Raw genomic sequence first — 21,095 nt, 5'->3', positions numbered from 1 at the left:
CGCCCGGCGAAACGGTCTAAAGCACTCCCACCATACCAATAAGGAGTTCGCAATGCGGCCGTCCGGCAGAAAAACCGATCAGATGCGCAAGGTTTCTTTCGAGCGCAACGTTTCCAAGCATGCCGAAGGGTCCTGTCTCGTCAAGTTCGGCGACACGCATGTTCTGGTCACTGCAAGCCTTGAGGACAAGACGCCGCCGTGGCTGCGCAACAGCGGCAAGGGCTGGGTGACCGCCGAATACGGCATGCTGCCCCGCGCGACCGGCGACCGCATGCGGCGCGAAGCCGCTGCCGGCAAGCAGGGAGGCCGCACGCAGGAAATCCAGCGCCTTATCGGCCGGTCGCTGCGCGCCATCGTCGACCTCGAAGCGCTCGGCGAACGCCAGATCACCATCGACTGCGACGTCATCCAGGCCGATGGCGGCACCCGCACCGCCTCCATCACCGGCGCCTGGGTGGCCCTGCACGACTGCCTGAAGTGGATGGAAGCCCGCAGCATGATCAAGACCGACAAGGTGTTGAAGGATCACGTTGCGGCCATCTCCTGCGGCATCTTCGCCGCCCAGTCGGTGATTGACCTCGATTACCTCGAAGATTCCGCCGCCGAAACCGACGCGAACTTCGTCATGACCGGTTCGGGCGGCATCGTCGAGATCCAGGGCACCGCCGAGGGCAAGCCGTTCACCGAGGAGGAATTCGCCTCGCTGATGCTGCTCGCCCGCAACGGCATTGCCGAACTCGTCGAGATGCAGAAGCAGGCCATCGCCTGAGAGGGATTTGCCCATGGCCGCCGCGCTCGAAGGTATTCTCGAAACCGCGCTCTATGCGGACGACCTCGACGCGGCGGAAGCCTTCTACGGCGAGTTGCTCGGACTACAGAAGATAACGCGGCAGGCAAACCGCCACGTCTTCTTCCGCTGCGGCCCCGGCGTTCTCCTGATCTTCAATCCGCAGGAGACCATCGAACCACCGCCGCCCCATGCCTTCCCCGTGCCGGTGCACGGCGCGCGGGGTCCCGGCCATGTCTGCTTTCGCGTTCCCGGCCGGGAGCTTGATTTCTGGGTGCAAAAGCTCGTAGAAGCCGGCATCACTATCGAAGCGGATTTTCATTGGCCGAACGGCGCCCGCTCCATCTATTTCCGTGACCCCGCCGGCAACAGCCTCGAATGTGCCGAACCCGGCCTGTGGAACATCGCCTAGGGAAACCTCATGCGCAAGCTCGATACCAAGACGATCGTCGTCGCCAGTCACAATGCAGGTAAGATCCGCGAGATCGAGGACCTGATCGGTCCCTTCGGCTTCTCGGCGAAATCCGCCGCCGAACTGAACTTCGAAGAGCCCGATGAAACCGGCACGACCTTCGAGGAGAACGCCACCATCAAGGCGCTCGCCTCGGCAAAGGCATCCGGCCTGCCCGCGCTTTCGGACGATTCCGGCATCGTCATCGATGCCCTTGATGGCGCACCCGGCGTCTACACCGCAAACTGGGCGGAAACGGCGACCGGCACGCGCGACTTCGCCATGGCCATGGAAAAGGTCGAGAAGGCGCTTGCCGAGAAGGGCGCAACGGAGGCCAAGGACCGCACCGCGCGCTTCGTCTCCGTGCTCTGCCTCGCCTGGCCGGACGGTCATACCGAACTCTTCCGCGGCGAAGTCGAGGGGCATGTCGTGTGGCCGCCGCGTGGTACCAGCGGCTTTGGCTACGACCCCATATTCCAGCCGGAAGGCTATGAGACGACGTTCGGCGAGATGAGCGCCGAGGACAAGCACGGCTGGAAGCCGGGCGACGCGGCTGCGTTGTCGCATCGCGCCCGCGCCTTCACGATCTTCGTCGAAACCTGCCTGAAGGCGTAAACGACACATGACGGCAGTGCCCTTCGACATGCGGCCGAGCATCCTGACGGATCTCTCCGATCCCGGCTTCGGCGTGTATGTGCACTGGCCGTTCTGTGCCGCCAAATGCCCCTATTGCGACTTCAACAGCCACGTCCGACACCAGCCGGTCGACCAGCCGCGTTTCGTGCAGGCCTTCCTGAAGGAAATGGCGACGATGCGCCGCGTGACGGGCTCGCGCACCGTCACCAGCATCTTCATGGGCGGTGGCACGCCGTCGCTGATGGCACCGGAAACGGTGGATGCCATTCTCAACGGCATCGCGCGGCACTGGCATGTGCCTGACGGTATAGAGATCACCCTGGAGGCCAACCCGTCCAGCGTGGAGGCGGAGCGCTTCCGCGGCTATCGCGCCGCCGGCGTCAACCGCGTCTCGCTCGGCGTGCAGGCGCTGAACGACCGCGACCTGAAATTTCTCGGACGTCTGCATGACGCCGCCGATGCGCTGAAGGCGATCAAGCTGGCGCGTGACATCTTCCCGCGCATGTCCTTCGACCTGATCTATGCCCGCCCGAACCAGACGGTCGCGGAGTGGGACCTGGAGCTCAAGGAGGCGGTGTCCTACGCGGTCGACCACCTTTCGCTCTACCAGCTCACCATCGAGGAAGGCACGCCCTTCTACGGCCTGCACAAGGCCGGAAAGCTGATCGTGCCTGACGGTGAGCAGTCGGCGGTGCTCTACGAGGCGACGCAGGAGATCACCGAGCGTGAGGGCATGCCGGCATACGAGGTCTCCAACCACGCCCGCCCCGGCTGGGAGAGCCGCCACAACCTGACCTACTGGCGCTATGGCGACTATGTCGGGATCGGCCCGGGCGCGCATGGCCGTCTGACGACGGGCGGCGCGAAGATTGCGACGGCGACCGAGCGCAAGCCGGAAGCCTGGCTCGGTCTCGTGGAGACCGAAGGGCATGGCATGATCGAGCAGGAGCTTCTGGAGCGCGAGGCGCAGGCCGACGAACTCTTGCTGATGGGCCTTCGCCTCAAGGAGGGCGTCGATCTTGCCCGCTGGCAGAGCCTGTCGGGCCGCGACCCGGACCCGGACCGTGAGCAGTTCCTCATCGAACACGGCTTCATCGAGCGCCTCGGCAATTCCCGCCTGCGCTGCACGCCGGCAGGGATGCTGATCCTGGATGCCGTGGTGGCCGATCTCGCCTGCTGAAGGCAGCAGGCAGTAGGATCAGTTCTGAAACGGCCTTGGCCGTCCATCCCTGATGCCTACTGCCTATCACCTCATTCGTTGATCAGACGCTTCAACAGCTCAATCTCGTGGCTGAGCTTGGTATCGCCGGAGATGAGTTCCTCGATCTTGCGCACGGCATGCAGAACCGTGGTGTGATCGCGTCCGCCGAAGCGGCGGCCGATTTCCGGGAAGGACCGCGGCGTCAGCGTCTTGGACAGATACATGGCGATCTGGCGCGGCTTGACGATGACGCGGGTGCGGCGGTTCGAGACGAGCTCCTGGCGCGACACATTGTAGTGCTTGGCCACCACGCGCTGGATATCCTCGATGCGCACGCGGCGTGGCTCGCCGGCAGCAACGAGATGGCCGAGCAGTTCGTCGACGCGTTCGATCGTCAGGTTCGGCTCGAAGGAACGACGGAAGAGCAGCTGGTTGAAGGCGCCTTCAAGTTCGCGGCCGCTCGCCGTGATGTTGCGGGCGACATGGCTCAGGATTTCCGGCGAGATATCGAGCGAGTGGTCTTCCTGCTGGGCGGCCGCAAGGCGGCGCTTGAGGATTTCCAGGCGCATCTCGTAATCCGGCGCTTCCATCTCGATGGCAACGCCGCCCTGGAGGCGCGAGCGCACCCGCGGATCGAGCGATTCCAGTTCCCACGGCGCACGGTCGGCGGCGACGACGACCTGCTTGGCGGAATCGAGCAGCATGTTGAGCAGGTGGCAGAACTCGTTCTGGATCGAGTTACCCTGCAGGAACTGCATGTCGTCGATGATGAGCAGATCGATGTTGCGCAGCGTTTCCTTCAGCGACAGCGCATCGTTGTCACGGATGGCCGTTGCGAAGCGCCACATGAAATATTCGGCGGTCAGGTAGACGACGCGCGGATTGCGGGCGCTGGAAAGCGCACCGAGTGCGATCGCCTGCAGGAGATGCGTCTTGCCGAGGCCGACGCTGGAATGGACGAAGAGCGGATTGAAGCGCACAGCGCCTGCACCGGCTTCCGCAATGGTGCGGGCGGCGGCAAGGGCGACACGGTTCGACGTGCCTTCGACAAAGGCGTCGAACGTGTAGCGCGGATCGAGCGGCGAGCCGAACAGCGGGCTCGTGTTCTGCGTGGCGCGCGGCTGAGCGGCGGCAGCGACCGATGCGACGGCACTTGCCACCGTCTGCGGGCCTGAGGCGGTGCGGCGGGTCTGCGCCTGCGGTGCAGGCTGCTCGACGACGGCATCCTCGACGGCGCCGGCGCGGGCACCACGGGTAGCGGTGCGCACCAGGATCTCCACCTTGAGGATCTCAGCGTCTTCCTGCTGGAAGAGCGAGGTGATGAGATCGAGATACCGGTTGTTGATCCACGACTTCAGGAATGTCGTGGGAACGGAAAGACGCACGAGGCTCTTGGAAACGGAGTGAATCTTCAGTCGTCCGAACCAGCTTGCATAGACGTCGGGACCGACCTGCGCCTTCAGGCGCGCGCTGACTCGGTCGAAAAGCGCGTCTTGCTTCATGTCGGATGGAACCCCCGCGTCCGTTGTTTGCACTCCTGCTTGCGGGAGCGCTTGTCTTGCATTTTCCCCGTTTGCCAATGCACCAGCCGTCCTGGCCGAATTCATCTGCATTTTGCCGCCTTTCATGCTCTATTCGCCACGCCGGCAGCATTGCCGGCGCCTTTCATGTTTGCCATGTCCCGAACCGGGTGAGCCAATCGCCCCGTTCTGGATATGGTGCCCCGAACCATCCCGGTCCCCAAACTCCGGCACAGTCCCTTCTCCCAAACACAAGTCGCTTCGGACCGACCGGACATCCCTGTCTGAGCCGACCGTCCCGATTGGTGTCGTACCGCCGTTCCCTCGTAGAACCGCAGCAGACACCGTATCACCGTCGAGGCGCTTTACACGCATCGACAACCGGCACAACCCTGGGTCACAAAAACCATTGCCAGCGTGCCGGTGGCACCTGGGGCAAGCTTTGCCGATTGGGTGATTTTACGAAGCGCAAACCGCTCCGTCACAGAGGACAAAAACAACCATGGCCACCGTTGAAGACGGCCTTGCCGATGCTTGTTTTAAGGCTTGTCCCGCGCCCCCTGTGGAAAGCATTTAGGCAGGATCAGGGGGCAAGATCAATGGCGAATTTTACGCAAAATTAAGGCCCGGCCGTTGACTCGGATGGGCGTTTTTGACTCGGAATCGAGGCCTCTCAAGAGAATCCGTTAGGAATCAATGGCTTTGTTTTCGACCCGCTTTCGGAGTGCGCGAAAAACGAAAAAAATAAAAATTCGCTTGACTCAAATTGCCGTCAAACTTCCGCAACGAAAGGCTGCCGGAAGCCGGGTAACCTCCGGCAAGTAATTGAATTTAAACAATTTTCATCGTCACTCTTTTGACACGATCGAGCCTTGCGCGTTAACCATAGCGGCGCCGAAAAAGCAAAGAAAAAGCCCGGCCGATGGCCGGGCTTTGACTAAAAATGCATAGCTCTTCGGACTGAGCGATCAGGCCGACATCGTCTTCACACGGTTTGCGAGGCGCGAGACCTTGCGCGAAGCCGTGTTGGCGTGAAGGACGCCCTTGGTGGCGGCGCGCATCAGTTCCGGCTGGGCTGCCTTAAGGGCAGCAGCGGCAACCGTCTGGTCACCGGAAGCAATGGCTTCCTCGACCTTGCGGATGAAGTTGCGGACGCGCGAGCGGCGCGACTTGTTGACTGCGGTGCGCGCGGCGATCTTGCGGGTCGCCTTCTTAGCCGAGGTTGTATTGGCCATGTATGCCTCTCTTCAGAAATCTGACACAAACTCCACCCTCGCTGTGCCGGGTCACTGCGACCTGTCATCCAAGCAATTCGGGAGCAATATCGGAAAACCTCAGAATTCGGCTTTCCAGACTGTGGGCGGCGTATAGCTGGAAACCGCGGTGTCGTCAACGCGGATTCTGCAAGAAAGGCCGGACGGATGCTCAGCGGTTCCTGAATGTCGGTTTGCGCTTCTCCATGAAGGCCGCCATGCCCTCCTTCTGGTCCTCGGTGGCAAACAGCGCGTGGAACAGCCGGCGCTCGGCGCGCATGCCCTCCGACAGCACCGTCTCGTGTGCCCGGCCGACGGCCTCCTTCGCCATCATGACCGCCGGCAGCGAGAAGCCTGCGATCTTTTCCGCCGCGGCCAGCGCCTCGTCCAGAAGCTTTTCCGGCGCGACGACGCGGGCGACGAGACCGCAGCGTTCGGCCTCCGCCGCATCCATCATGCGGCCGGTCAGAACGAGGTCCATGGCCTTCGCCTTACCGACGGCACGCGTCAGCCGCTGCGTGCCGCCCATGCCGGGAATGACGCCGAGGGTGATTTCCGGCTGGCCGAACTTCGCCGTCTCGGAGGCGATGATGAAATCGCACATCATGGCGAGCTCGCAGCCGCCGCCGAGCGCAAAGCCGCTGACGGCCGCGATCATCGGCTTGCGGCAGGCTGCAATCGCATCCCATCCGGCGGCGAGGTCTTCCGTCACCGCCTCGGCGAAGCCATAGGGCTGCATTTCCTTGATATCCGCACCGGCCGCGAAGGCCTTCTCCGAGCCCGTTATGACGATCGCACCGATACCGGCATCCGCCTCGAACCGCGCCAACACGCCCTTCAACTCGTCGAGCAGCTGGCGGTTCAGCGCGTTCAGCGCCTGCGGCCGGTTGAGCGTGACGAGACCAACGCGTCCACGCGTTTCCACCAGCAGCGTTTCATAGGTCATGCTTTCTCTCCTCGTTTGCGGCGCAATACCGGTCCCCGGCATCGGCATCACTTCTGGCAGACCGGGCAATGGAAAGTCGAGCGGCCACTCTGCACGATCCGGCTGATGGTGCCCGAGCAGCCCGGTGTCCGGCAAGGCTCGCCCTCGCGGTCGTAGGCGGAGAAGGTGTGCTGGAAGTAGCCAAGCGAACCGTCGGTGCGGATGTGATCGCGCAGGGTGGAGCCGCCGGCCTCGATGGCGTCGGCGATGACCTGGCGGATCGACTCGCTCAACGCGACCAGCTCCTTCTTCGGCTTGCCTGCCGCCGTCACCAGCGTTCCCGCCAGCCGTTCGGGCGACAGATGCGCGCGCCAGAGCGCCTCGCACACATAGATGTTGCCGAGACCGGCAATGTTCTTCTGGTCGAGCAGTGCCGCCTTCAGCGGTGTCTGCCGGCCACGGAACTTCGCCGCGATGTAATCGGCATCCAGGCTGTTGCCCGTCGGCTCGGCACCGAGATCGCGAAAGAAGGCATGGGCGGCGAGATCCTCTCGCCGCGCAAGATCCATGAACCCGAAACGCCGGGGATCGTTGTAGATGACCCGGCGCTCCCCTTCCCCGGTCTCCAGATGAAGCACGACATGGTCGTGACGCGGGTCCTTGCTGCGCGGCATGTGAAAATCGCCGGGCGTTTCTTCCAACGCCGGGCCTTCCACGCGAAACGACCCGGACATGCCCAGATGCGAGATCACCACGTCGCCGCCTTCGAGATCGATCAGCAGGTATTTCGCGCGCCGGCCCAGCGACACGATCCTCTGCCCTTCGAGCGCTTGCGAAAAGGCGGGCGGAAAGGGAAAACGCAAATCCGGACGGCGCAGTTCGGCTCTTTTTATCCGAGACCCTTCCATGACGGGCGCGAGGCCGCGCTTGACGGTTTCCACTTCCGGCAGTTCCGGCATATCCATCTCCTTGAACGGGATTTAACCTTGGGCGCATTTGCCGCGCTCCGGCATTTCCCTCTCGGCAATCTATGTCCTATATACCCCGCGAAGCGTTCAGATAGCGCGGCAACAGCCAATTCGCTATGGTCTTCGCGGCAATTCGGCTGCGACAGACCGGCCCATGGAGACGACGATGACGGAACAGCGCACATCCGCAGACGGCGGCATGGAAACCTCCTACGGCTTTCGCCAGGTTCGCGAAGGGGAGAAGCAGGCGCTCGTCAACGACGTGTTCCACAAGGTCGCCAAGCGCTACGACATCATGAACGACGTCATGTCCGCCGGCCTGCACCGGGCCTGGAAGGATGCGATGATCGCAAGCCTCAACCCGCGCAAGGACCCGTCCTACAAGACGCTCGATGTAGCGGGTGGCACGGGCGACATCGCCTTCCGTATCATAGAGGCATCCGATCGGCTGGCCCATTCCACCGTGCTCGACATCAACGGCTCGATGCTGGCAGTCGGCGCCGACCGGGCCGCAAAGAAGGGCCTGTCGGCGAACCTCGATTTCGTCGAGGCGAATGCCGAGGAACTGCCTTTCGAGGCGGGCAGCTTCGATGCCTATACGATCGCCTTCGGCATCCGCAATGTGCCGCGCATCGATGTGGCGCTTTCGGAAGCCTACCGGGTGCTGAAGCGCGGCGGCCGCCTGCTCGTCCTGGAATTTTCGGAAGTGGAGATGCCGCTGCTCGACAAATTCTACGATGCCTGGTCGTTCAATGCGATCCCGCAGTTCGGCAAGATGATCACCGGCGATGCGGAGCCCTACCAGTATCTCGTTGAATCCATTCGCAAGTTCCCCAACCAGGAAGACTTCGCCGCGATGATCCGCACCGCCGGCTTCTCGCGGGTGAACTACACCAACTATACCGGCGGCATCGCCGCGCTGCATTCGGGCTGGAAGCTCTGATCATGATCCGTTTCTCGTCTTCACGCAGCCTTGCCGCATGAGCGTCGTCAGTGCCTATCTTCGCCTCGCCCGCGTGGGCTGGGTTCTCGTGCGCGAAGGCGTCGTCTCTGCCCTGCCGACCGAGGGCATGCCGCCGCTGGCACGCACTGCGCACGCCTTCGCCGGCCTTCTGGCGCGCCGAAGGGCCACGCGCGAAGACCGCGGCGACCGGCTGGCGCGCGCCATCGAGCGCCTCGGCCCGTCCTATGTGAAGATGGGCCAGTTCCTCGCGACGCGGCCCGACGTGGTCGGCGCCGAGATCGCCGTGGAGCTTTCCGCCCTCCAGGACCGCATGGCGACGTTCCCGCGCGAGGCGGCGGTCGCGACGGTGGAAGGTTCGCTCGGACGAAGGCTCGATGACCTCTATGTGACATTCCTCGATCCCGTCGCCGCGGCTTCCATTGCGCAGGTGCATCCTGCGACGGTGCGCGACGCCAACGGCGAGCGCAAGGTCGCCGTGAAGGTCATCCGGCCCGGCGTACGCCAGCGCTTCACCCACGATCTGGAGGCGATGTATGCCGCAGCGCGGCTGCAGGAAAAGATCCTGCCCAACACGCGCCGCCTGAAACCCGTCGAGGTGACGCGAACGCTGGAGCAGACGACGAAGGTCGAGATGGATCTTCGCCTCGAAGCCGCAGCGCTTTCCGAGCTTGGCGAGAACACCGCCGACGATCCCGGCTTTCGTGTGCCCAAGGTCGACTGGGAGCGCACGGGGCGCGACGTCGTCACCATGGAATGGATCGACGGCGTCAAGATGTCGGATGTCGAAGGCCTGCGCGCGGCCGGCCACGATCTGAACCAGCTCGCCGACACGCTCATCCAGTCTTTCCTGCGCCACACGCTGCGCGACGGCTTCTTCCATGCCGACATGCACCAAGGCAACCTGTTCGTCGATCCGCAGGGCGTCATCGTCGCGGTCGACATGGGCATCGTGGGCCGGCTCGGCAAGAAGGAACGCCGCTTCCTCGCGGAAATCCTCTACGGTTTCATCACGCGCGACTACCAGCGCGTGGCCGACGTGCACTTCGAAGCCGGCTACGTGCCCTCTCACCACGACACGGCGAGCTTCGCCCAGGCGATCCGCGCCATCGGCGAACCGATCCACGGCCAGCCGGCCGAGACCATCTCCATGGCCAAGCTGCTCACCCTGCTTTTCGAGGTGACGGAACTGTTCGACATGGAGACCCGCACCGAGCTCGTCATGTTGCAGAAGACCATGGTGGTGGTGGAAGGCGTGTCGCGCACGCTCAACCCGCGCTTCAACATGTGGAAGGCCTCGGAAGGCGTCGTCGGCGACTGGATCCGCGACAATCTCGGCCCCAAGCGCCTCCTCGTCGACCTGCGCGACGGCGCACACGCCGCCCTGCGGCTGGCGGAAGCCGCCCCGGAGATTGCCGCCAAGGCCGAGAAGTTCTCGCACGACCTGACCGTGATGGCAGAGCGCGGCCTGCGCTTCGATGCGGAGACGGCAGAGGCCATCGGCCGCTCGGAAGCCCGCCACAGCCGTTCGGGCCGCGTCGCGCTCTGGCTGATCGCCGCGACGCTCGTCTACATCGCCTGGAAGCTCACCTGAGCCGCTTGACCGGCGCCGGCCCGGCGCTAGTCTCCTTGCCATGACCGCAGAGCCACAAGGCGCCACTGAACCCCTATCCTTTCTCGAGCGCACGCGACGGCAGCTGCGCGGCCTCTATTTCGGCCGGGACCGGGAGGCGGTCCGTTTCCAGATTGGCATGCTGCTCCTCGATGTCGCGATCCTCGCGTTCTTCATTGCCGGCCCCTATCTGCGACAGGGCTCGGCCTATGTCGTCGTCGACTATCTCATCGCCGCCGTCATCGCCTTCGAACTGTGCGCGCGGGCCCTGATCGCGCCGAACCTGCGCTACTGGGTCATGCGGCCGATGACCTGGGTGGATATCGTCATTCTCGGCACGCTGCTCTTTCCCAACCAGCTGCACAATTTCGCCTTCCTCAGGGTGCTGCGCATCTGGGCGATCAGCCAGAGCAAGCTGGTCACGCTGACGCTGCGGAGCACCGGGCATGGCGACAAGGAAGACCTCATCCAGGCCTGCGTGAACTTCCTTGTCTTCCTCTTCCTCGTCACGGGCTTCGTCTATTCCAATTTCTTCTACGGCGCGGAGGGCTTTGCCGGCTTCGTCGACGCCCTCTATTTCACGGTCGCGACCGTCACAACCACGGGGTTCGGCGATATCGTGCTGCCTGGCACGCTCGGCAAGCTTACCGCCATCGTGACGATGATCGTCGGCATCTCGCTTTTCGTGCGCCTCGCCCAGGCGATCGTTCGGCCCTACAAGGTGACCTTCCCCTGCCCGCAATGCGGCCTGTCGCGCCACGATGCCGACGCCGTACACTGCAAGGCCTGCGGCCATGTCCTCAACATTCCCGACGAGGGCAGTTGAAGCCGGCCGGCGAAGAGCGCTTGGAAATGCGGTTTCGACGCGATAGGACATCATGACCGCCCTTCGGGGCCGCTTGCGCCTCACGAGCCCGGGACACGCCATGCCGCTTGCAGGAAAACGCATCCTCCTCGTCATTTCCGGCGGGATCGCCGCCTACAAGAGCCTCGATCTCATTCGCCGTCTGCGCGAACGCGGGGCGGAGGTACGGCCTGTCATGACATCGGGCGCCCAGCACTTCGTCACACCGCTTGCCGTCGGCGCCCTGTCGTCCGGCCATGTCTATACGGATCTGTTCTCGCGTGAGGACGAGCAGGATGTCGGCCATATCCGCCTTGCCCGCGATTGCGACCTCATCGTCGTCGCGCCCGCCACGGCCGACCTGATGGCCAAGATGGCGAACGGCCTTGCCGACGACCTCGCCTCGACCGTGCTTCTTGCCACCGACCGACCCGTGCTGCTTGCGCCCGCCATGAACCCGAAGATGTGGTCGCATGCCGCGACGCGCCGCAATGTCGAGACGCTGCGCCGCGACGGCTTTGCCTTCATCGGCCCGAATGCCGGCGAGATGGCCGAGAGCGGCGAGGCCGGCGCCGGCCGCATGGCTGAACCGCTGGAAATCGTCGCGGCGGTGGAACACCTGCTGGATGGCGGCGCGAAGCCGCTTGCCGGCCGCAGGGCCGTGGTCACGTCAGGCCCGACGCATGAGCCGATCGATCCCGTGCGCTATATCGCCAACCGCTCCTCGGGCCGTCAGGGCCATGCCATCGCCGCAGCGCTCGCTCGGCTTGGGGCCGAGGTGACGCTCGTTTCCGGACCGGTCACGATCCCTAATCCGCCAGGCGTGACGGTGATCCGCGTCGAGCAGGCATCGCAGATGCTGGAGGCGGTGCTCGCCACGCTGCCGGCAGATATCGCCGTCATGGTGGCCGCCGTCGCCGACTGGCGCGTGGCGACGCCCAATGCGGAAAAGATCAAGAAGCAGCCCGGCGAAGGACCGCCGCCGCTGATGCTGTCGGAAAACCCCGATATCCTGAAGACCATCGGCCATCACGCGAAGCGCCCGGCTGTCGTCGTCGGCTTCGCGGCCGAGACGCAGGACGTCGAAAACAACGGCCGGGTGAAGCTTGAGAAGAAGGGTGCCGACCTCATCGTCGCCAATGATGTCTCGCCGGAAACTGGCATCATGGGCGGCACGATGAACAGCGTGAAGCTGATCACCGCCGATGGCATCACGGCATGGCCAGAGCTTTCGAAGGACGATGTCGCTGATCGTCTCGCCGGCTGGATTGCCGAACGGCTTACGTGACGAGGGCGAGTTTCGCTTCCATCGCTCCTGCCGGGCGGCCGGCAGGCGAGAAGATGCGCATGTCGACGCCGTTTTCACCGAGCACGACGGCGCTGCCATCCGGGATTTCCACCCAGGCCTCCGTGTCGTCGTTCAGCGGCTCTGACACGAGGCAATAGCCGCCGGTATCGCCCATCGGCGCGGCGTAGAGCGTGGGTGCCGCATAGTCCGTCGCATAGCGCACGGCGTAAAGCTGGTTGCCATCGGAGAAAGCGGCCGTGAAGCGAACCAGCACGCGATGCTCCAGATGCGCGGCAAGCCGCTCGACGAAGGCGATGGTCTCTGCCATGGCGCCGAGCGGATCGCGGGCAAGGCCGAATTGCAACGCCAGAAGGAAAAGCAGTTCGGAATCCGTCGAGCCCGTGCGGGCGTTATAGAGATCATTGTCCAGCATGGTCTCCAGCGGCCGGCGCATATGCTCGAAATCCGCAATCTGGCCGTTGTGCATGAAGGACCAGACGCCGTGCACGAAGGGATGGCAATTGTCGCGCCGCGTGCCGCCGCCCGTCGAGGCGCGGACATGGGCCAGGAAGAGCGGCGAGCGGACCTGCCGCGCAATGCTGCGAAGATTGCAGTCGGACCAGGCCGGCAGGATATCGCGGTAACGACCGGGCTCGGGGCGGTCGCCATACCAGGCGATGCCGAAACCATCACCGTTGGTGGCCGTCTTGGCACGGGTGGCGCAATGGGACTGTTCGATCAGCGAATGGGCGGGCGAGGAAACGAGTTCCTCGAGAAAGAGCGGCTCTCCGCGATAGGCTGCCCAACGGCACATGACATTTCCTGCTTGATTGGACCGGTGCGAACCGGTGACTGATCCGACGCATTAACCATGGCACTACCCGGATTTTCAACGCAAATGGGTAAAAATGCGTTAACGAAAGTAAACGGGACGAAACCATGCGTGTCATTCCGGCACTGACGAATAATGGAAACGGTGCCGGGCCAGGTGGTCTGCGGTGAACACTGCGTTTCACATCGGGCAGATTTCGTGAACAATCACGCTGGCGTATAGGAACGGTCAAGCAACCCAGTCGAAAGGACTTCTTCCATGTCCATACGCCCCGTCAAACACGAAAGCATCGCCCGCCCCGCCATGGAAGGCGCCGGCGTGAAGCTGCACCGCGTCTTCGGCTTCGGCGATCCGTCGCTGACCGACCCGTTCCTGATGATGGACGATTTCCGCAACAACGATCCCGATGACTATATCCGCGGTTTCCCGTGGCATCCCCATCGCGGCATCGAGACCATCACCTATGTGCTGGCCGGCAGCGTCGAACACGGCGACAGCCTCGGCAACCACGGCGTCATGGGCGCCGGCGACGTGCAGTGGATGACGGCCGGCAGCGGCATCCTGCACCAGGAAATGCCGCGCGGCGATTTCGCCGGCAAGATGCATGGCTTCCAGCTGTGGGCCAATCTGCCCTCGTCGCTCAAGATGACGGCGCCGCGCTACCAGGACATCAAGTCCGCCGATATTCCCGTCGCCATCGACGACGACGGCACGGTGGCGCGCGTCATCGCCGGCAGCTTCTGGGGCAAGACCGGCCCGGTCGACGGCATCGCCGCCGAGCCCGTCTATCTCGACATCTCGGTGCCGCCGGGCAAGACGAAGCGCCTGCCGGTCGATACCTACCGCTCTGCCTTCGCCTATATCTTCGCCGGCTCCGGCACGTTCCGCGACGCCTCCAAGCCCTTCGGCGTGAAGGTGGAGAAGGAGTTCCAGGGCGAGGAGCTGAACATCCGCGACCTCTCCGGCAACCGCACGCTCGTCGTGTTCGACACAGGCGACGAGGTCACGGTGCAGGCCGGCGAGCAGGGCATCCGCTTCCTGCTGGTCTCGGGCAAGCCGATCGAGGAGCCCGTTGCCTGGCACGGTCCGATCGTGATGAACACGCAGGCCGAGCTGCAGCAGGCCATGCGCGAGTTGCGCAACGGCACCTTCATCAAGCCGGCGCATTGACGGCAAGCGACAGGCCCCTATCCTTCCGTCTTGACGTGAGGCGGAAGGACGAGAGATGCGGATCGACGGACAATGCCATTGCGGCTTCGTGACCTACGAGGCTGACATCGATCCCGATGCGCTGCTCATCTGTCACTGCACGGACTGCCAACGGCTGACCGGCTCGCCCTACCGCGTCACCGTGCGCGTGCCGCGAGCGGATCTCACCCTCACCGGCGAGACGCCGAAGGTCTATACCAAGATCGCCGAAAGCGGCCGTGAGCGATTTCTGCATTTCTGCCCGGAATGCGGAACGCCGCTGTTTTCCTCCGGCGCGGGCGCGGCGGCCGCCTTTTGGGGTATCCGTTGGGGCAGCATCAACCAGCGTGCCACCCTCAAACCGAAGCGCCAGATCTGGTGTTCTTCGGCCATGGACTGGTTCGGCGAGACCGGCGCCCTGCCCGGCGCGTCGCAGGAGTAGAGCGTGGCAAACGGACGTTTCCAGGTTCTGCGCACGGCCATCGGCGGTGTCGAAGCCGTCATCGCCGACAGCAGCCATGCCTTTGCGCGCCACAGCCACGACACCTACGGCATCGGTCTTGTCGAACGCGGCGCCCAGACGTCGGCGAGCGGGCGGGGCCGAGTGGAGGCGCAGGCCGGCAACACGATCACCGTCAATCCCGGCGAGGTGCATGACGGCGCGCCGCTCGGCGGCGCATCCCGCGCCTGGCGAATGGTCTACATTCAGCCCGACATCGTCGCGGCCGCCGCACAGGACATTTTCGAAGGACGCGCCCGCGAGGAGTTTCATGCGCCCGTGCTGGACGACAGCCGCGTCGGCCGGCTTGTCGCAGCCGCGCTCGTAGCGCTGGTCGACACACAGGCTGCCGCAATCTGCCGCGATGAGCGCCTTCTCCTGCTGCTGGCGGCCGTGTTGCGCGAACAGGCGCCCCGCCGCGAGGGCATCGCGGCTGCCGGCATCGCCCGCGCACGCGAGCGGATCGATGCCGACCCGGTCTCGCCCGTCACGCTCGATGCGCTGGCCGCCGATTGCGGCCTTGGCCGTTTCCGGCTGGTGCGGGATTTCGCTCGCGCCACGGGGCTGACACCCCACGCCTATCTCATCCAGCGCCGGACGGATCTCGCCCGCCGCCTCATCGCCGCCGGCAATCCGCTCGCGGACGCCGCGGCCGGCGCGGGCTTTGCCGACCAGAGCCACATGACGCGCAACTTCACGCGGCGTTACGGCTACACGCCGGGCGCCTATCTTGCCGCCCTCGCCTGACCTGCAATTTCGTTCAAGACCGAAAGGGCCACCCCGTGTTTCCTGCCGCCTCTTCAAGTACATGGAAACCCGAAATGACCACGGAATTCCTCGTCACCTCGCTCATCGTCATCCTGCTTCCGGGCACCGGCGTCATCTACACCGTGGCACGCGGGGTCAGCGGCGGCTTTCACGCCGGCCTGCTTGCGGCCCTCGGCTGCACGCTGGGCATCATCCCGCATATGCTGGCCAGCATCGCCGGGCTCGCCGCCATCCTGCATGCCAGCGCGCTTGCCTTCGAAGTCCTACGCATCGTCGGCGTCGCCTACCTGCTCTTCATCGCCTGGAGCATGATTCGGGACAGCGGCACGCTCGATATGGGACCGGAACAGCCGGTCGAGACGGCCGCGCGCATCGTACGCAAGGGCGCCTTCACCAATGTCTTCAACCCCAAGCTCTCGCTGTTCTTCCTCGCCTTCCTGCCGCAGTTCGTGCCCGATGGCGCGCCGCACCTGACGGCGCGGATGCTCTTGCTCGGCGGCGTGTTCATGCTGCTGACCTTCCTCGTCTTCGCCGCGTATGCGGCGCTTGCGGCAAGCCTGCGCCGACAGGTGCTGAGCCGGCCGGCGGTGATGACTTGGATGCAGCGCAGCTTCGCCGCGGCCCTGGGGCTCATGGGCCTGCGGCTGGCGCTTTCGGATCGCTGAGCGTCACGCCCAGAGCGCGTGGAAATGGTGCAGCGGGCCATGGCCCGTGCCGACGGTCAGCGCATCGGATCCGCGCACGGCACCGGCGACGAAGCTCTTGGCCGCCGCCACGGCATCGGGCAGCGAATGCCCCTTGCCCAGTTCCGCCGCCACCGCGCTCGACAGCGTGCAGCCGGTGCCGTGGGTGTTGCGCGTGAGCACGCGCACGCCCTCGAACCAGCGCAGCCCGCCCGGCATCGCCAGCACGTCGGGGCTCTCGTTGCCCGGCAGATGCCCGCCCTTCAGCAGAACCGCCTTCGGTCCGAGCGCCAGCAGGCGTTTCGCCTGGTTTTCCATGGCCGCACGGTCGGTCGCCTCGGCCTCGGCGAGCAGGGCGGCCGCCTCCGGCAGGTTCGGCGTGAGCAGGGTGGACAGCGGCAGCAGCCGGCGCGTCAGGGCCTCCACGGCTTCTCCGGCCAGAAGCGAGGCTCCACCCTTGGCGATCATGACGGGATCGAGCACGATGGGAACGGAGCGATGCGGCGACAGCGCATTCGCCACCGCCTCGGCGATCTCGCCCGAGGCGATCATCCCGATCTTGACGGCGCCCACCCGCACATCGGCGAAGACATCGGCGATCTGTGCCGCGACGAAGGCCGGCGGCACGAGATGCACGCCCGAAACGCCCTGCGTGTTCTGCGCCGTGAGCGCCGTCAACACCGCCATGCCATAGGTGCCGCGGGCGGCGAAGGTCTTGAGGTCAGCCTGGATGCCGGCGCCGCCCGAGGGGTCGGAGCCTGCGATCGAGAGAATGTTTGCGATTGTGTCTGCCATCTCGCCTCCTTGCGGACGGAGGCGGACGCGGGGCAACGGCAATTGCAGTGCCAGCGACTCCCTCCGCCGGCATGATCCGGTTCAGGTTCAAAGGGTGCTTCTCAGCCCGCCTGCGCGGACGCCCCTGTCTGGCAACGCTTTTCGCAAATGGAGAGGCGCCTGTCACCCTGAAAGTGACAGGCCGCCGTCACGCCTTGGTGACGTGGTACTCCTTGATAGCGACCATCTTGATATCGGGATAGCGCTCCGCCTCGTAGCGCAGCGAGAAACTGTCCTGCGCCAGGAACACCGGATCGCCATCGAGGTCGCGGGCAATGTCGCCGCGGCGCTGGGTGACGAACTTGTCGAGTTCGGCCGCGTTTTCGGAGGAAATCCAGCGGCAGACGGAGAAACGCGACATTTCGAAGGACACCGGCAGGCCGTATTCCTGTTGCAGGCGCTCCTTGAGAACGTCGAGTTGCAGCGCGCCGACGACACCGACGATGGCCGGCGTGCCGTCTTCCGGCGAGAAAAGTTGCACGACGCCCTCTTCGGCCATCTGCTGGAGCGCTTCCTTGAGCTTCTTGGCCTTCATCGCGTCTTCCAGCCGCACGCGGCGCAGGATTTCCGGCGCGAAGTTCGGCACGCCCTCGAACACCAGCGCCTCACCTTCCGTCAGCGTATCGCCGATGCGCAGCGTCCCGTGGTTGGGAATGCCCACCACGTCGCCGGCATAGGCCGTATCGGCGAGCTGGCGCTGCGAGGCGAAGAAGAACTGCGGCGCCGAAAGCCCGATCGTCTTTCCGGTGCGGGCGAGCCGCACCTTCATGCCGCGCTCCAGCATGCCGGAGCAGACGCGCGCGAAAGCAATGCGGTCGCGGTGGTTCGGGTCCATATTGGCCTGGATCTTGAAGACGAAGGCCGTCATCTTGTCTTCGGCGGCGTGGACCTTGCGCACATCCGCCACCTGGTCGCGCGGCGGCGGCGCGAAGGCGCCGAGCGCGTTGATAAGGTCGCGCACACCGAAATTCCGAAGCGCCGAGCCGAAGAAGACCGGCGTCAGATGCCCCTCGAGGAAGGCTTCGCGATCGAACGGGCGGCATGCCTCGCGAGCCAGTTCCATCTCGTCGATGAAGGTCTGGCGCTCGTTTTCCGGCAGGTGCTTGGCGACCTCGGCAGCATCGTCCATCTTCGTCGGCTGGACCTGCGTGTCCGAGCCGCGGAAAGTGCGGTCGGCCAGATGATAGGAGCCGCAGAAGGTCTTGGAGCGGCCGACCGGCCACGTCACCGGTGCCGTATCGAGCGCCAGCTTTTCTTCCACCTCGTCGAGGATTTCGAAGGGATCGCGGCTTTCGCGGTCCATCTTGTTGACGAAGGTGATGATCGGGATGTCGCGCAGGCGGCAGACCTCGAACAGCTTCAGCGTTCGGGGCTCGATACCCTTGGCGGCATCGATGACCATGACGGCCGCATCCACCGCCGTCAGCGTGCGGTAGGTGTCGTCGGCGAAGTCTTCGTGACCGGGCGTGTCGAGAATGTTGAAGACGTTGCCGTCATATTCGAAGGTCATGACCGAGGTCACGACCGAGATGCCGCGCTCACGCTCGATCTTCATCCAGTCGGACCGGGTCTGGATGCGGTCTTTCTTCGCCTTCACTTCACCCGCGAGCTGGATGGCGCCGCCGAACAGCAGCAGCTTTTCGGTGAGTGTGGTTTTACCGGCGTCCGGGTGCGCGATGATCGCGAAGGTGCGGCGGCGGGAGACCGCCTCGGCAAGGGTTTCGGCCATGTTCAAGCAATATCCTGTGAGTTGGCGCGGTCTTTACAGGCTCCGCCGCGAAGATGCAATTGACGGCCCGCGCCTGCGACCGGCTTATGGGTGCCATGAACGCGCACGCCCCCACGAAGCCCACGCTCTCTCTCGTCCGCCTGCCGAACGGCGCGAATATCGAGCTCCCCGCCTACGAAACGACGGGCGCCGCCGGCATGGACCTGCGCGCGGCCGTGGATGCCGATGCGCCGATCACGTTGGAGCCGGGAAAACGCGCGCTCGTGCCGACCGGCTTCGTCTTCGAAATCCCGCATGGCTACGAGGCGCAGATCCGGCCGCGTTCCGGGCTCGCCTTCAAGCATGGTGTTACCTGCCTCAACACGCCCGGCACTATCGACAGCGACTATCGCGGCGAGGTGAAGGTGCTGCTCGTCAATCTGGGCGAGGACGCCTTCACCATCGAACGCGGCATGCGGATCGCCCAGATGGTCATCGCGCCTGTGACGCAGGTCGCCGTGCGCGAAGCCGTAGAGGCAAGCGAAACCGCCCGTGGCGCGGGCGGCTTCGGCTCCACCGGCGTCCGGTGATCGCGGCCGACAAAGCGGGCCTCGTCTTCCGCGCGCATTACTTCGACGACCGCGCCGCCTGGCAGGGTCTATGCGACCTGCTCCAGGACATATTCGAGATCGACGTTTCGGGCATGGACCGGCTCGGCGGCCCGGACCCGACCAGCGCGCCCTTCGGCTTCTTCGACGCAGATGGCACCTGCATCGCCAACATCACCGCCTTCGCCATGCCGCTCGTGATCGACGGCGTGTTCGTACGGGCGGCCGGCCTGCAATCCGGTGCGGTCCGGCCGGGCCACCGCGGCCGCGGGCTTTACCGCGCCGTCATGGAAGCAGCGCTTAATCATTGCGATGCCGAGGGCTTCGAAGCCGTCTTGCTCCTGACCGACACGCCCGCGCTCTACGAGAAACACGGCTTCCGACCGCTTTCGCAGCATCGCTTTGCCGGCACACCTCCGGTGGGAGGGCAGGCATCCGCCGCCCGTCGGCTTCAGGTTGGCAACGAGGCGGACCTCACGCTGCTCAGCCGGCTGCTCGATGGCCGTGCACCGGTTTCCGACCGCTTCGCGCCGCTCCGGCAGAAAGAAATGTTCCTGTTCAACGCGTCTCTGATACCGGACCTCAAGCTTGACCTCCTGGAGGAAGCGGGCGCGGTCGTTGCGTGGCAGGCGGATGACGACGGCGATGTCGATATTCTTGATATCGTCGGCACACGCATGCCCGCCCTCGCGGACATTCTCGCCAGCCTCGCTGTCGCCGCGCAGCGCGTGACCGTGCATTTCGCGCCCGATCACCTGGCGTGGAATGGCGAGGCCCTTGCTGACGACGGCGAGATGGTTCTCATGCTGCGCGGCCCGGACGGTCTCAGGCCCGCCCTGCCGTTCGCGCTGCCGCCGATGGCCGAATTCTGATCAGCGGCGCGCTTCGGTCGCCATGCGCAGCGCCAGCGCGGCCAGCACCGTGCCCATCAGCCAGCGCTGCACGAGTACCCAGCGCGGGCGCGTTGCGAGAAGCGCCGCGACGGAGCCGGCCGACACGGCGATCAGCGCATTGACGCTGACGCTGATGACGACCTGCACGCCGCCAAGCACCAGCGATTGCCCGAGGACGTTTCCCTTCGCCGGATCGATGAACTGAGGCAGAAGCGAGAGATAGAGGACGGCGATCTTCGGGTTCAGCAGGTTCGTCAACAGCCCCATGAAGAAAAGCCTGCGGTTGCTGTCGCGCGGCAGCGCCTTCACTTCAAAGGGGGAGCGGCCGCCGGGTCGCAGCGCCTGCCAGGCAAGCCAGGCAAGATAGAGCGCACCGGCAAACCGCAGCGCATCATAGGCGAAGGGCACCGCCATCAGGAACGCGGTGATGCCGAGCACAGCCGACAGCACATAGAAGACGAAGCCAAGGGCGACGCCGCCAAGAGAGACGAGACCAGCCGCCGGACCCTGGCAGATCGAGCGGGAAACGAGATAGATCATGTTCGGCCCCGGCGTCAGAACCATGCCGAGGGCGATGAGGGCGAAGGCGGCAAGACTTGTCAGATCGGGCAACGAACATTTCTCCCTGATGCACAC

The 21,095-nt window shown here is 64.8% G+C and carries 22 protein-coding genes and 1 riboswitch; of the genes, 14 read left to right on the top strand and 8 right to left on the bottom strand.

The annotated features are described in order from the left end of the window. The first annotated feature begins 52 nt into the window (after window positions 1–52). The 4 genes from rph to hemW are packed head-to-tail and all read left to right on the top strand — an operon-like array spanning window position 53 to window position 3,054. Window positions 53–769: a ribonuclease PH gene (gene rph / locus MKI86_RS08250; protein ID WP_241599732.1), complete on the top strand. Its 717-nt coding sequence runs from the start codon at window positions 53–55 to the stop codon at window positions 767–769. Between the two features lie 13 nt (window positions 770–782). Then, window positions 783–1,199 (top strand): VOC family protein, encoded by a 417-nt coding sequence (locus tag MKI86_RS08245; protein ID WP_241599730.1) that lies wholly within the window; start codon window positions 783–785, stop codon window positions 1,197–1,199. A 9-nt stretch (window positions 1,200–1,208) separates the two neighbouring features. Then, window positions 1,209–1,853: an RdgB/HAM1 family non-canonical purine NTP pyrophosphatase gene (gene rdgB, locus MKI86_RS08240; RefSeq protein ID WP_241599728.1), complete on the top strand. Its 645-nt coding sequence runs from the start codon at window positions 1,209–1,211 to the stop codon at window positions 1,851–1,853. A gap of 7 nt (window positions 1,854–1,860) precedes the next feature. Then, window positions 1,861–3,054: a radical SAM family heme chaperone HemW gene (gene hemW, locus MKI86_RS08235; protein WP_370879921.1), complete on the top strand. Its 1,194-nt coding sequence runs from the start codon at window positions 1,861–1,863 to the stop codon at window positions 3,052–3,054. 71 nt (window positions 3,055–3,125) lie between these two features. On the opposite strand, the gene dnaA is transcribed toward hemW, so the two are convergent. The 4 genes from dnaA to mutM form a co-directional block, all read right to left on the bottom strand. Next, the gene (gene dnaA / locus MKI86_RS08230) at window positions 3,126–4,577 is read right to left on the bottom strand and encodes a chromosomal replication initiator protein DnaA (protein WP_370879920.1); all 1,452 of its coding nucleotides are present in this window, start codon (window positions 4,575–4,577) and stop codon (window positions 3,126–3,128) included. A gap of 986 nt (window positions 4,578–5,563) precedes the next feature. Then, window positions 5,564–5,830, bottom strand: coding sequence for a 30S ribosomal protein S20 (gene rpsT / locus MKI86_RS08225; protein WP_134648075.1), 267 nt, complete (start codon window positions 5,828–5,830; stop codon window positions 5,564–5,566). A 190-nt stretch (window positions 5,831–6,020) separates the two neighbouring features. Next, window positions 6,021–6,794: an enoyl-CoA hydratase gene (locus tag MKI86_RS08220; protein WP_241599724.1), complete on the bottom strand. Its 774-nt coding sequence runs from the start codon at window positions 6,792–6,794 to the stop codon at window positions 6,021–6,023. A 47-nt stretch (window positions 6,795–6,841) separates the two neighbouring features. Further along, entirely contained in the window at window positions 6,842–7,732 is an 891-nt protein-coding gene (gene mutM, locus MKI86_RS08215) for a bifunctional DNA-formamidopyrimidine glycosylase/DNA-(apurinic or apyrimidinic site) lyase (protein ID WP_241599722.1), read from the bottom strand. Between the two features lie 175 nt (window positions 7,733–7,907). Between mutM and ubiE the strand changes: the two genes are divergently transcribed. The 4 genes from ubiE to coaBC all read left to right on the top strand — a co-directional run bounded on the left by ubiE (window position 7,908) and on the right by coaBC (window position 12,446). Continuing rightward, on the top strand, window positions 7,908–8,684 hold the full coding sequence (gene ubiE / locus MKI86_RS08210) for a bifunctional demethylmenaquinone methyltransferase/2-methoxy-6-polyprenyl-1,4-benzoquinol methylase UbiE (protein ID WP_241599720.1): 777 nt from the start codon (window positions 7,908–7,910) through the stop codon (window positions 8,682–8,684). Window positions 8,685–8,721: 37 nt separating this feature from the next. Next, entirely contained in the window at window positions 8,722–10,296 is a 1,575-nt protein-coding gene (gene ubiB / locus MKI86_RS08205; protein ID WP_241599718.1) for a 2-polyprenylphenol 6-hydroxylase, read from the top strand. A 40-nt stretch (window positions 10,297–10,336) separates the two neighbouring features. Beyond that, entirely contained in the window at window positions 10,337–11,140 is an 804-nt protein-coding gene (locus tag MKI86_RS08200; protein WP_241599716.1) for an ion channel, read from the top strand. Between the two features lie 100 nt (window positions 11,141–11,240). After that, window positions 11,241–12,446: a bifunctional phosphopantothenoylcysteine decarboxylase/phosphopantothenate--cysteine ligase CoaBC gene (coaBC, locus tag MKI86_RS08195; protein WP_241600678.1), complete on the top strand. Its 1,206-nt coding sequence runs from the start codon at window positions 11,241–11,243 to the stop codon at window positions 12,444–12,446. Here the strand turns inward: coaBC and MKI86_RS08190 are convergent. After that, window positions 12,439–13,260 (bottom strand): class II glutamine amidotransferase, encoded by an 822-nt coding sequence (locus MKI86_RS08190; protein WP_241599714.1) that lies wholly within the window; start codon window positions 13,258–13,260, stop codon window positions 12,439–12,441. The genes coaBC and MKI86_RS08190 overlap by 8 nt on opposite strands. Before the next feature lie 276 nt (window positions 13,261–13,536). On the opposite strand from MKI86_RS08190, the gene MKI86_RS08185 reads away from it, so the two are divergent. The 4 genes from MKI86_RS08185 (at window position 13,537) to MKI86_RS08170 (ending at window position 16,398) form a co-directional block, all read left to right on the top strand. Further along, the gene (locus MKI86_RS08185; RefSeq protein WP_241599712.1) at window positions 13,537–14,448 is read left to right on the top strand and encodes a pirin family protein; all 912 of its coding nucleotides are present in this window, start codon (window positions 13,537–13,539) and stop codon (window positions 14,446–14,448) included. A 55-nt stretch (window positions 14,449–14,503) separates the two neighbouring features. Next, complete coding sequence (locus tag MKI86_RS08180) at window positions 14,504–14,908, top strand: GFA family protein (protein WP_241599710.1); 405 nt, start codon at window positions 14,504–14,506, stop codon at window positions 14,906–14,908. A 3-nt stretch (window positions 14,909–14,911) separates the two neighbouring features. Continuing rightward, complete coding sequence (locus MKI86_RS08175; RefSeq protein ID WP_241599709.1) at window positions 14,912–15,712, top strand: AraC family transcriptional regulator; 801 nt, start codon at window positions 14,912–14,914, stop codon at window positions 15,710–15,712. A 74-nt stretch (window positions 15,713–15,786) separates the two neighbouring features. After that, window positions 15,787–16,398 carry a LysE family translocator gene (locus MKI86_RS08170; RefSeq protein WP_241599707.1) on the top strand — a complete coding sequence of 204 codons (612 nt, stop codon included), beginning with the start codon at window positions 15,787–15,789 and terminating at the stop codon, window positions 16,396–16,398. Between the two features lie 3 nt (window positions 16,399–16,401). Here MKI86_RS08170 and thiD read toward each other — a convergent pair whose 3' ends face one another. Together thiD and MKI86_RS08160 are read right to left on the bottom strand one after the other, a co-directional pair. Further along, window positions 16,402–17,211 (bottom strand): bifunctional hydroxymethylpyrimidine kinase/phosphomethylpyrimidine kinase, encoded by an 810-nt coding sequence (gene thiD, locus MKI86_RS08165; protein ID WP_241599705.1) that lies wholly within the window; start codon window positions 17,209–17,211, stop codon window positions 16,402–16,404. Between the two features lie 41 nt (window positions 17,212–17,252). Then, a riboswitch (TPP riboswitch) is annotated at window positions 17,253–17,347 on the bottom strand. Window positions 17,348–17,398: 51 nt separating this feature from the next. After that, the gene (locus tag MKI86_RS08160; RefSeq protein ID WP_241599703.1) at window positions 17,399–18,979 is read right to left on the bottom strand and encodes a peptide chain release factor 3; all 1,581 of its coding nucleotides are present in this window, start codon (window positions 18,977–18,979) and stop codon (window positions 17,399–17,401) included. A 95-nt stretch (window positions 18,980–19,074) separates the two neighbouring features. Here MKI86_RS08160 and dut point away from each other — a divergent pair, with 95 nt between their 5' ends. After that, window positions 19,075–19,548, top strand: a complete 474-nt coding sequence (gene dut, locus MKI86_RS08155) for a dUTP diphosphatase (protein WP_241600661.1) — start codon at window positions 19,075–19,077, stop codon at window positions 19,546–19,548. Further along, window positions 19,545–20,438: a GNAT family N-acetyltransferase gene (locus MKI86_RS08150; RefSeq protein WP_241599701.1), complete on the top strand. Its 894-nt coding sequence runs from the start codon at window positions 19,545–19,547 to the stop codon at window positions 20,436–20,438. Before dut ends, MKI86_RS08150 begins: the two co-directional genes overlap by 4 nt. Here MKI86_RS08150 and MKI86_RS08145 read toward each other — a convergent pair whose 3' ends face one another. Beyond that, window positions 20,439–21,071: a LysE family translocator gene (locus tag MKI86_RS08145; RefSeq protein WP_241599699.1), complete on the bottom strand. Its 633-nt coding sequence runs from the start codon at window positions 21,069–21,071 to the stop codon at window positions 20,439–20,441. Window positions 21,072–21,095 lie beyond the last annotated feature (24 nt).

Source organism: Shinella sedimenti, from assembly GCF_022601905.1.
GTDB lineage: Bacteria > Pseudomonadota > Alphaproteobacteria > Rhizobiales > Rhizobiaceae > Shinella > Shinella sedimenti.
Note: the sequence above shows the minus strand (reverse complement) of the source record. Positions and strands in the feature narration are given on the sequence as shown.

What these genes read in the sequence shown, in the direction of transcription:
- MKI86_RS08200 (WP_241599716.1), top strand. Translation starts at nt 10,337, where the DNA reads ATGACCGCAGAGCCACAAGGCGCCACTGAACCCCTATCCTTTCTCGAG.
- rdgB (WP_241599728.1), top strand. Translation starts at nt 1,209, where the DNA reads ATGCGCAAGCTCGATACCAAGACGATCGTCGTCGCCAGTCACAATGCA.
- coaBC (WP_241600678.1), top strand. Translation starts at nt 11,241, where the DNA reads ATGCCGCTTGCAGGAAAACGCATCCTCCTCGTCATTTCCGGCGGGATC.
- thiD (WP_241599705.1), bottom strand. Translation starts at nt 17,211, where the DNA reads ATGGCAGACACAATCGCAAACATTCTCTCGATCGCAGGCTCCGACCCC.
- mutM (WP_241599722.1), bottom strand. Translation starts at nt 7,732, where the DNA reads ATGCCGGAACTGCCGGAAGTGGAAACCGTCAAGCGCGGCCTCGCGCCC.
- MKI86_RS08185 (WP_241599712.1), top strand. Translation starts at nt 13,537, where the DNA reads ATGTCCATACGCCCCGTCAAACACGAAAGCATCGCCCGCCCCGCCATG.
- MKI86_RS08160 (WP_241599703.1), bottom strand. Translation starts at nt 18,979, where the DNA reads ATGGCCGAAACCCTTGCCGAGGCGGTCTCCCGCCGCCGCACCTTCGCG.
- hemW (WP_370879921.1), top strand. Translation starts at nt 1,861, where the DNA reads ATGACGGCAGTGCCCTTCGACATGCGGCCGAGCATCCTGACGGATCTC.
- dut (WP_241600661.1), top strand. Translation starts at nt 19,075, where the DNA reads ATGAACGCGCACGCCCCCACGAAGCCCACGCTCTCTCTCGTCCGCCTG.
- MKI86_RS08220 (WP_241599724.1), bottom strand. Translation starts at nt 6,794, where the DNA reads ATGACCTATGAAACGCTGCTGGTGGAAACGCGTGGACGCGTTGGTCTC.
- MKI86_RS08190 (WP_241599714.1), bottom strand. Translation starts at nt 13,260, where the DNA reads ATGTGCCGTTGGGCAGCCTATCGCGGAGAGCCGCTCTTTCTCGAGGAA.
- ubiE (WP_241599720.1), top strand. Translation starts at nt 7,908, where the DNA reads ATGACGGAACAGCGCACATCCGCAGACGGCGGCATGGAAACCTCCTAC.
- MKI86_RS08245 (WP_241599730.1), top strand. Translation starts at nt 783, where the DNA reads ATGGCCGCCGCGCTCGAAGGTATTCTCGAAACCGCGCTCTATGCGGAC.
- dnaA (WP_370879920.1), bottom strand. Translation starts at nt 4,577, where the DNA reads ATGAAGCAAGACGCGCTTTTCGACCGAGTCAGCGCGCGCCTGAAGGCG.
- ubiB (WP_241599718.1), top strand. Translation starts at nt 8,722, where the DNA reads ATGAGCGTCGTCAGTGCCTATCTTCGCCTCGCCCGCGTGGGCTGGGTT.
- MKI86_RS08170 (WP_241599707.1), top strand. Translation starts at nt 15,787, where the DNA reads ATGACCACGGAATTCCTCGTCACCTCGCTCATCGTCATCCTGCTTCCG.
- MKI86_RS08180 (WP_241599710.1), top strand. Translation starts at nt 14,504, where the DNA reads ATGCGGATCGACGGACAATGCCATTGCGGCTTCGTGACCTACGAGGCT.
- rpsT (WP_134648075.1), bottom strand. Translation starts at nt 5,830, where the DNA reads ATGGCCAATACAACCTCGGCTAAGAAGGCGACCCGCAAGATCGCCGCG.
- rph (WP_241599732.1), top strand. Translation starts at nt 53, where the DNA reads ATGCGGCCGTCCGGCAGAAAAACCGATCAGATGCGCAAGGTTTCTTTC.